This window comes from Pseudomonas sp. K5002 (genome assembly GCF_013386655.1).
Taxonomy (GTDB): Bacteria; Pseudomonadota; Gammaproteobacteria; order Pseudomonadales; family Pseudomonadaceae; genus Aquipseudomonas.
In genome coordinates, this window is record NZ_JACARK010000653.1 from 1 (window position 1) to 7,569 (window position 7,569).

At 60.5% G+C, this 7,569-nt stretch carries 8 protein-coding genes and 1 other RNA gene; 1 reads left to right on the forward strand and 8 read right to left on the reverse strand.

Annotation, left to right across the window (positions count from 1 at the left end):
* The 8 genes from HX846_RS25565 to rsmI form a co-directional block, all read right to left on the reverse strand.
* A partial coding sequence (locus HX846_RS25565) for a Mur ligase domain-containing protein (RefSeq protein ID WP_256739928.1) occupies window positions 1-344 on the reverse strand: 344 nt, incomplete at its 3' end.
* Window positions 337-1,800 carry a UDP-N-acetylmuramoyl-L-alanyl-D-glutamate--2,6-diaminopimelate ligase gene (locus tag HX846_RS25570; protein WP_003216207.1) on the reverse strand — a complete coding sequence of 488 codons (1,464 nt, stop codon included), beginning with the start codon at window positions 1,798-1,800 and terminating at the stop codon, window positions 337-339. The genes HX846_RS25565 and HX846_RS25570, both read right to left, overlap by 8 nt.
* A complete protein-coding gene (locus HX846_RS25575) occupies window positions 1,800-3,542 on the reverse strand; it encodes a penicillin-binding protein 2 (RefSeq protein WP_166742205.1) in 1,743 nt (580 codons plus the stop codon). The genes HX846_RS25570 and HX846_RS25575 overlap by 1 nt, the downstream gene beginning before the upstream one ends.
* Window positions 3,542-3,835 carry a cell division protein FtsL gene (gene ftsL, locus HX846_RS25580; RefSeq protein WP_003216203.1) on the reverse strand — a complete coding sequence of 98 codons (294 nt, stop codon included), beginning with the start codon at window positions 3,833-3,835 and terminating at the stop codon, window positions 3,542-3,544. The genes HX846_RS25575 and ftsL overlap by 1 nt, the downstream gene beginning before the upstream one ends.
* Window positions 3,832-4,779, reverse strand: a complete 948-nt coding sequence (rsmH, locus tag HX846_RS25585; protein WP_003216201.1) for a 16S rRNA (cytosine(1402)-N(4))-methyltransferase RsmH — start codon at window positions 4,777-4,779, stop codon at window positions 3,832-3,834. The genes ftsL and rsmH overlap by 4 nt, the downstream gene beginning before the upstream one ends.
* A complete protein-coding gene (gene mraZ, locus HX846_RS25590; RefSeq protein ID WP_003171868.1) occupies window positions 4,776-5,231 on the reverse strand; it encodes a division/cell wall cluster transcriptional repressor MraZ in 456 nt (151 codons plus the stop codon). Before mraZ ends, rsmH begins: the two co-directional genes overlap by 4 nt.
* 355 nt (window positions 5,232-5,586) lie before the next feature.
* Window positions 5,587-5,940, reverse strand: an RNA gene (gene rnpB, locus HX846_RS25595) — RNase P RNA component class A.
* A 95-nt stretch (window positions 5,941-6,035) separates the two neighbouring features.
* Window positions 6,036-6,941 carry a 16S rRNA (cytidine(1402)-2'-O)-methyltransferase gene (rsmI, locus tag HX846_RS25600; protein WP_161635740.1) on the reverse strand — a complete coding sequence of 302 codons (906 nt, stop codon included), beginning with the start codon at window positions 6,939-6,941 and terminating at the stop codon, window positions 6,036-6,038.
* 176 nt (window positions 6,942-7,117) lie between these two features.
* Between rsmI and HX846_RS25605 the strand changes: the two genes are divergently transcribed.
* Window positions 7,118-7,569: penicillin-binding protein activator (locus HX846_RS25605; RefSeq protein WP_178966335.1), on the forward strand; the 452-nt coding region annotated here is incomplete at its 3' end.

The window sequence follows — 7,569 nt, forward strand, 5'->3', positions numbered from 1 at the left end:
GTGGTCTTGCCGCTGGAACCGGTGATCGCCGCAACAGGCTTGGTGAAGGCGGCACGGTTCAGCGCCCCCAGTTGGCCGAGGGCCAGGCGGGTGTCGGCGACCAGCAATTGTGGCAGCGTCGAGTCAGCGATTTCGCGCTGCACCAGAGCGCCGACAGCGCCTTTGGCAGCGACGTCATTCAGGTAGTCATGGCCATCGAAACTCGGGCCGGCCAAGGCGACAAACAGTTGCCCGGGCTTGATCGTCCGGCTGTCGATGCTGACGCCATCAAAGCTGCAATCAGCCGACAGCACGCGGGCCGACAAGGCCTGGGTCAGTTCGCTGAATTTAAGCGGCTTAAGCATGGGCCACCTCCCACGCGGTCAGGGCGTGATCAGCCTCGACCAGATCGGAGAAGGCGTGGCGTTCGCCGTTGATTTCCTGATAGTCCTCGTGACCTTTACCGGCCAGCACCACCACGTCGTCAGCACTTGCGCCGGCGATCAATTGGGCGATGGCTGCACCGCGACCGGCGACGAACGTCGCCTTGGACGCATCTTTAAAGCCGACACGAATGTCATCGAAAATCTGGCTTGGGTCTTCGCTGCGCGGGTTGTCGTCAGTGACGAGCACACCGTCGGCCAGGCGCTCGACGATTTCCGCCATCAGCGGGCGCTTGCCGCGATCGCGGTCACCGCCACAGCCGAACAGGCACAGCAATTTACCCTTGGCGTGGGGGCGCAGGGCCTGCAGGATTTTTTCCAGGGCGTCCGGCGTGTGGGCGTAATCGACCACCACCAGCGGCTGGGTGCCGCCGCCGAGGCGCTGCATGCGACCGGCCGGGCCTTCGAGCTTCGGCAACACCCGCAGGATTTCGTCGAGGGCGTAATCCAGGCCAAGCAAGGCACCGACGGCGGCCAATACGTTGCTCAGGTTGAAACGCCCGAGCAAGGTGCTGCGCAAATGGTGCTCGCCCTGCGGCGTAACCAGCGTGGCGCGCACGCCTTCGTCATCAAAGGTGGCTTCACGGCAATACAGGTAGGCGCTGGAGTCTTCCAGGCTGTAGCTGATCAGGCGGCCGTCGCCTTGGGCGGCGGCCAGTTGGCGACCGAATTCGTCGTCCAGGTTGACCACCCGGCACTTCAGGTCATTCCAGGCAAACAGCCGAGCCTTGGTGGCGGCGTAGGCCTCCATGGTCCCGTGGTAATCCAGGTGATCGCGGGACAGGTTGGTCATCACCGCCACGTCGAACGCCAGGGCAGTCACGCGCCCCTGGTCCAGACCGTGGGACGAGACTTCCATGGCAACCGCCTTGGCACCGGCCTTTTTCAGGTCGGCCAGGGTCGCTTGCACGGCAATCGGGTTAGGCGTGGTGTGCAGCCCGCTTTGCAGCGCTCCGTAGAAACCTGTGCCCAGGGTGCCCACGATGCCGCAATGCTGACCCAGCAGGTCAAGCGCCTGGGCGACCAGTTGGGTCACGCTGGTCTTGCCGTTGGTACCGGTCACGCCCACCAGGTTCAGGGTGCGGCTCGGGTCGCCATAAAAGCGCCCGGCGATGTCCGACAGTTGCGCAGCCAGGCCCTTGACCGGAATCAAAGGCACGTCGGTGATCGGCAGCACGGTGGCGCCTTCCACTTCATAGGCTACTGCCGCAGCGCCGCGTTGCAGCGCATCGGCGATATGGTCACGGCCGTCGAACTTGCCACCCGGCACTGCCAGGAACAGGTCGCCGGCACGCACATTACGGCTGTCCAGGGTCAACTCGCGAATCAGCAGATCGCGGCCGGCGTGGGCAAAAATCTTGTTCAGGCTCAGAGACATCAGCCGCGCCCTCCATTGGCTTTTACAGCAGCGGCCGGCGGGCCGGCGTTCGCTTGTTGGGTAGCCGGCAGGTTGTCCGGCGTGATGTTCATCAGGCGCAACGTCCCGGACATCACCTTGCTGAACACCGGCGCCGATACCAGGCCACCGAAGTAACCGGCTTTGCTCGGCTCATCGATCACCACGACGATGGCGTAGCGCGGATCGCTCATCGGGCCGAAGCCTGCGAACAGCGAGCGGTAGGAGTTTTCGGCGTAGCCCTTGGTGCCCACGGCGGTTTTACGCGCGGTACCGGACTTGCCTGCCACGTGATACGCCGGCACCTGGGCACGGAACACGCCACGCGGTGCTTCGATCACTTGTTGCAGCATGCCTTGCATGGTCTTCGCGACGTTTTCCGGGATCACCTGGGTCGCAGGCGGCGCCTCGTCCAGGTGGATCAGGCTCAGCGGCACCATGCGGCCGTTGTTGGCCAGCACCGAGAAGGCGTGGGCCAGTTGGATGGCTGTCACCGACAGGCCATAACCATAGGAAAGCGTGGCGGTTTCGGCCTTTTTCCAGTCACGGTAGTTCGGCAGGTTGCCCACACGTTCGCCCGGGAAGTCCAGGCCGGTGGGTTGCCCCAGGCCGACTTTCTGCGCGAGGTGGTAGATGGCTTCGCCGCCGATATCGAAGGCGACTTTACTCATGCCCACGTTACTGGAGTTGATCAGGATACCTGTCAAATCCAGCACCGGACCTTCGGTGCGCGACACGTCACGAATGGTGTATTTGCCCAGCTGCAATGTGCCCGGGTAAACCTCGACCTTATCGGCCGGTTTCCAGCGCCCGGTTTCCAGGGCGGCACTCATGGAAATGGCTTTCATGGTCGAACCCGGCTCGAACACGTCGATCATGGCGCGGTTGCGCATCATCGCCGGCTGCAGGTTGCGACGGTTATTCGGGTTGTAGGTCGGCTGGTTGACCATGGCGAGAATCTCGCCGGTCTTCACGTCCATGATCACCAGGCTGCCGGCTTTCGCACCGTTCTCGATGATCGCGTTACGCAGCTCACGGTTGGCCAGGTATTGCAGGCGCAGGTCAATCGACAACGCCAAGGGCTTACCGGCCTTGGCGTTTTTGGTGACCTGGACATCCTTGATCAGTCTGCCGCGCCGATCCTTGATGACCTGTCGCTTGCCGGGAACCCCGGCCAGCCATTCGTCGTAGGCGAGTTCCACGCCTTCGCGACCGTGATCATCAATGTCGGTGAAACCCACCATATGGGCAGTGGTTTCGCCGGCCGGGTAGAAACGCCGAAATTCCTCGATGCCGTAGACACCGGGGACTTTAAGGTCGAGTACTTGCTGGCCTTGTTCGGGGGTGAGCCCGCGAACCAGGTAGATGAATTCTTTATTGGCCTGGGCTTCGAGGCGTTCGCTCAGGGCTTTCGGGTCCTGGCCCAGGGCGGCAGCCAGTTCCGGCCATTTGTCCTTGGCGGTCTGCATTTCCTTGGCGTTGGCCCACAGGGTGGTCACCGGGGTACTGACGGCCAGGGGCTCGCCGTTACGGTCGGTGATCAGGCCGCGGTGTGCAGGAATCGGGATATGCCGCAGGCTACGGGCATCGCCCTGGCCGATCAGGAAGTCACGGTCCACCACTTGCAGGTCGATAATCCGCCAGGCAATCGCGCCCACCATCAGTGCCAGCAACCCCAGCACTACGCGGAAACGCCACGGGTAGAGTGCGCCCTCGAGTTTCATCATGGCGCCACCATGCGAACTTCTGCAGCGCCCGGGATGTGCATCTTCAGTTGTTCAGTGGCCAGCACTTCGATGCGGCTGTGGGCCGTCCAGGTACTTTGCTCGAGGATCAACCGGCCCCACTCCGCCTGCGCCTTGTCGCGCACGCTCAACTCCCCGTACAGGGTATTGAGCAGTTGGCGGTTGTAATGGGCGCTGTAGGACACCGCAATCGCGGACACCAGCACGCCAACAAATAGCAGCAACATAAAGAAGCTGCCGCCCGGGAGGGGCTTGGCGAAAAGCTTGCTCACCGCAACTTCTCCGCAACGCGCATGACAGCGCTACGGGCACGTGGGTTGGCCTTGAGTTCGGCTTCGGAAGCGAACTGCGCTTTGCCGTGGATTTTGATTTTCGGCACAAAAGCTTCGTAACGCACCGGCAGGTTGCGCGGCAGGTTGTCGGACTCGCCCTTGACCAGGCGACGCATGAACAATTTGACGATGCGGTCTTCCAGGGAGTGGAAGCTGATCACCACCAGGCGACCGCCCACTTCCAGGGCTTCCAGGGCGGCTTCGAGGCCGGCTTCCAGGTCGCCCAATTCGTTGTTGACGTGAATACGCAGACCCTGGAACGCACGGGTTGCCGGGTTCTTGCCCTTTTCCCATGCAGGGTTGGCGACTTTCAGCACTTCAGCCAGGTCGGCCGTGCGCTCGAACGGCTGGATTTCCCGGCGTTCGACCACGGCACGCGCCATGCGGCCAGCGAAGCGCTCTTCGCCGTATTCCTTGAACACGCGGGTGATTTCTTCGTGGGGAGCGGTAGCGATGAACTGCGCGGCGCTGATGCCACGGCTTGGGTCCATGCGCATGTCCAGCGGGCCGTCGTTCATGAAACTGAAGCCACGCTCAGGGTCGTCCAGCTGTGGGGAAGACACGCCCAGGTCCAGCAGAACCCCGGCCACCTTGCCCGCCATGCCACGTTCGGCGACTTCTGCACCGAGCTCGGCAAAGCTGCGCTGCACAACGACAAAGCGGCCGTCTTCGGCCGCTAGCGCTTGCCCGGTGGCAATCGCTTGAGGGTCTTTGTCGAACCCGAGGAGCTTACCGTCCGGACCCAGCTGGCTGAGGATCAGCCGACTGTGCCCGCCCCTGCCGAAGGTGCCATCCAAATAGCAGCCATCCGCGCGTACGGCGAGAGCCTCAACGGCTTCGTCAAGCAGTACGGTGATGTGGTTAAAGCCGCTATCAATAGTCACAGGATCAAATCACGCAGTTCATCAGGCATGGCGCCCGGTTGTTGAATAGCAGCCAGGTCAGCTGCAGAAACAGCATCCCAGGCATCTTCGTCCCACAATTGGAACTTGTTCAGTTGGCCTACCAGCATCGCGCGCTTGTCCAATTTGGCGTATTCGCGCAGACGCGGTGGAACCAGGAAACGACCACTGCCATCGAGTTCGAGGTCGACGGCATTACCAATCAGCAAGCGTTGCAGGCGGCGGTTCTCTTCACGCAGTGAGGGCAGTGCACGCAACTTGGTTTCAATCAGCTCCCACTCATCGAGCGGGTACACACATAAACAGGGATCAACGGCATCGATGGTGATGATTAATTGCCCGGAACTTCGCGAAATGAGCTCGTCACGATACCGGCTCGGCATGGCGAGACGGCCTTTTGCATCGAGACTGATAGCGTTAGCTCCGCGAAACACAGATGCGTTTCTCCAAATTTTAGCGTTTTACGTTCAAAAAACCCACTTTGTGCCACTTTCCGCCACTTGCGCACACTATAGGAATGCGCCCACCACACCGTCAAGGCGCGGATTCAAGGAAAAGCCTTACAGAACGGAGATTTAGGAAGGTAAAGGGAGGAGAAACGAGAGTTTGACGGCGATTTTGACTCAACAACACCAAATAGCTCAAAGAGCTAAGGCTTAAAGTTAAAGTAATTTATTAAGAGTAAGATTTTTTCGGTATTACGAAGACGCATCTGCTGACGATTCAGCAGGGAGGGATTCTCGCGTTACTACCAGGTTCCTGCCCGAGATTCGGACAGAAGGAAAAAAGGTGGAGAGTCGATCTGTAAGCCGGGTTCTGTCTTGAACAGTCATTCGTCTACGATGGCCATCACTGGACATCTTTAGCAACCTACCCGGTCCCAGCGCGGGCCACGCCTTGGGACCCTATTTGGTCTTGCTCCAAGTGGGGTTTACCTAGCCACGAACTGTTGCCAGTCGTGCGGTGCGCTCTTACCGCACCTTTTCACCCTTACCGGTACCGAAGTACTTAGGCGGTTATTTTCTGTGGCACTTTCCGTAGGCTCACGCCTCCCAGGCATTACCTGGCACTTCGCCCTATGGAGCCCGGACTTTCCTCCCCCCTCTAATTTTCATAGAAGGCAGCGACTGTCCAATCGACTCTCCGCCGCGCAGGTTAACGGCACGGCGGCGTTAGAACAAGTATTAAAAGACACTAATGCCATCATGTTCAGACGGAGTGCAGGTTAGAACCCGGAACTATTCGCCCTTTTGTTTATCCAGCGCCACTTGATACAGGACGTTCTTGCGTACGCCGGTTATTTCCGCGGCCAATGCAGCGGCGCGCTTCAATGGCATCTCCTTGAGCAGCAGGTCAAGAATGCGCATTGCCTCGCTGCCCACGGCATCTTCGCTTTCCGGCGCCGACCAGCCGGCTACCAGCACTACGCACTCGCCGCGCTGCTGATTGCTGTCGCCCTCGACAAATTCGCGCAGTTCCTGCAGCGGCAAGCCCTTGAGGGTTTCGAAGGTCTTGGTGATTTCCCGCGCCAGCAGTGCCAGGCGATCGCCGCCGAACACCAGCTCCATATCCTGCAGGCACTCAAGGATGCGGTGCGGGGCTTCGTAGAAGATCAGCGTGCGTGGCTCTTCCTTTACCAGTTCCAGGCGCGCCCGGCGCCCGACGGCCTTGGCAGGCAGGAAGCCTTCGAAGATAAACCGGTCCGACGGCAAGCCGGCAGCAGACAATGCAGCAATCAGCGCGCACGCTCCCGGAACAGGCACTACATTGATACCAGCCGCCCGCGCCTGGCGAACCAGATGATAGCCAGGGTCGGAAATCAGCGGCGTACCCGCATCCGAGATCAACGCCACGTCATCACCCGCCAACAAACGAGTGATAAAACGACTGCCTTCTTCACGCTCGTTGTGTTCGTGACAGGCGGCCAAGGGGGTCGGAATACCGAAATGCTGCATCAACCGCTGGGAGTGCCGAGTGTCTTCAGCCGCGATCAGTTTTACGTCGCGCAACACTTTCAGCGCACGCGCACTGATGTCGTCCAGGTTGCCAATGGGCGTCGCCACGACAAAAAGCGAGCCTGCAGTGGAATTCAAAGGACCTGGAGCAGTCAAAACGCACACCTCGATGGTTGGCAAAAGCCACATTGTAGCGCGTAGACGCCTTGAATATATGCCCTCGGGGAGGGTTCGATTTCAGCCGCCTATTGGGTCCTGCAACATTTACACGACCTAAATAGACGGTTTCACGCCAGTAACATCGCGCCCCGGCCAGTGCTTGGGTACAATTCCACGCTAATTTGATCGGTATCAGGAACACTTACATGATCGCTTGCCTGCGGCTGTTCTCTGCCCTCTGCCTCGCTGCCCTGTTGGCGGCTTGCGCCAGCTCGCCCTCGTCCAGCCTTGGCGACCTCCCCCGGACTCCGGATGCCAGCATCGAGCAACTGCTCGAACAGGCGACTTCGGCCAAGACTCCGGAAAAAGCCGCGCTGTTGCGCTTGAGTGCGGCTGACCTGGCGTTCCACCAAAACAATCCGGGACGCTCGGCGCAGATTCTTGCCCAGGTGCCACTGGACGTCCTGAAACCGGCGGCGCAGGTATTTGCCAGCACCCTGTCGGCTGAACTGGCGATGGCCCGCAACCAGCCCAAGGCAGCGTTGACGGCCTTGAATCACCCGAGCCTGCAAAGCCTCAAGGATCTGCCGCCTGAACAGCAGATCCGCACGGGCACCGTGCATGCCCGCGCCTATGAGGCCGACGGCCAGACCCTGGC

Excerpts from the sequence above, each read along its gene's own strand:
- HX846_RS25575 (WP_166742205.1), bottom strand. The coding sequence starts at position 3,542 with ATGAAACTCGAGGGCGCACTCTACCCGTGGCGTTTCCGCGTAGTGCTG.
- rsmI (WP_161635740.1), bottom strand. The coding sequence starts at position 6,941 with ATGTGGCTTTTGCCAACCATCGAGGTGTGCGTTTTGACTGCTCCAGGT.
- HX846_RS25570 (WP_003216207.1), bottom strand. The coding sequence starts at position 1,800 with ATGTCTCTGAGCCTGAACAAGATTTTTGCCCACGCCGGCCGCGATCTG.